We start from the raw sequence: 367 nt of genomic DNA on the forward strand, positions 1-367 counted from the left end.
TTGAGGGAGAGGATCGAGCCCATGACGAAGGAGCTGCCGCTGCAGGTCGTTGCCAACAATACCAAGCCGGTCGATGTGCTGCCGCCGCGCGCGATGTCGCGCGAGGAGCGGCGCATCATCTTCGAGAAGCTGAACGAGGTCTATGTCAACGACAAGGTCGGCTACTCCGCAAGCTGGACCGACGTGCGGGTGGCGGCCGATCTCGGCGTGCCGTTGCAGTGGGTCAAGGTGATCCGCGACGAAAACTTCGGCGACGAGGTCGGCAACGAGGACATCCGCAAGCAGCTCGCCGAAGCCAAGGAGGCGCTCGCCCTGGTCCGCGAGCTGGAGCCCAGCATCAAGAAGCTGCTCGCGCTCGCCGACCGCA

At 64.9% G+C, this 367-nt stretch carries 1 pseudogene; it reads left to right on the plus strand.

Annotated features, from left to right (window positions below):
- Positions 1-21 precede the first annotated feature (21 nt).
- Positions 22-367, plus strand: a pseudogene (locus tag QJT78_RS52330) (hypothetical protein); the annotation flags it as partial.

The organism is Bradyrhizobium sp. Mp27, from assembly GCF_029953005.1.
In the GTDB taxonomy this organism is placed as follows: Bacteria; Pseudomonadota; Alphaproteobacteria; order Rhizobiales; family Xanthobacteraceae; genus Bradyrhizobium; species Bradyrhizobium barranii.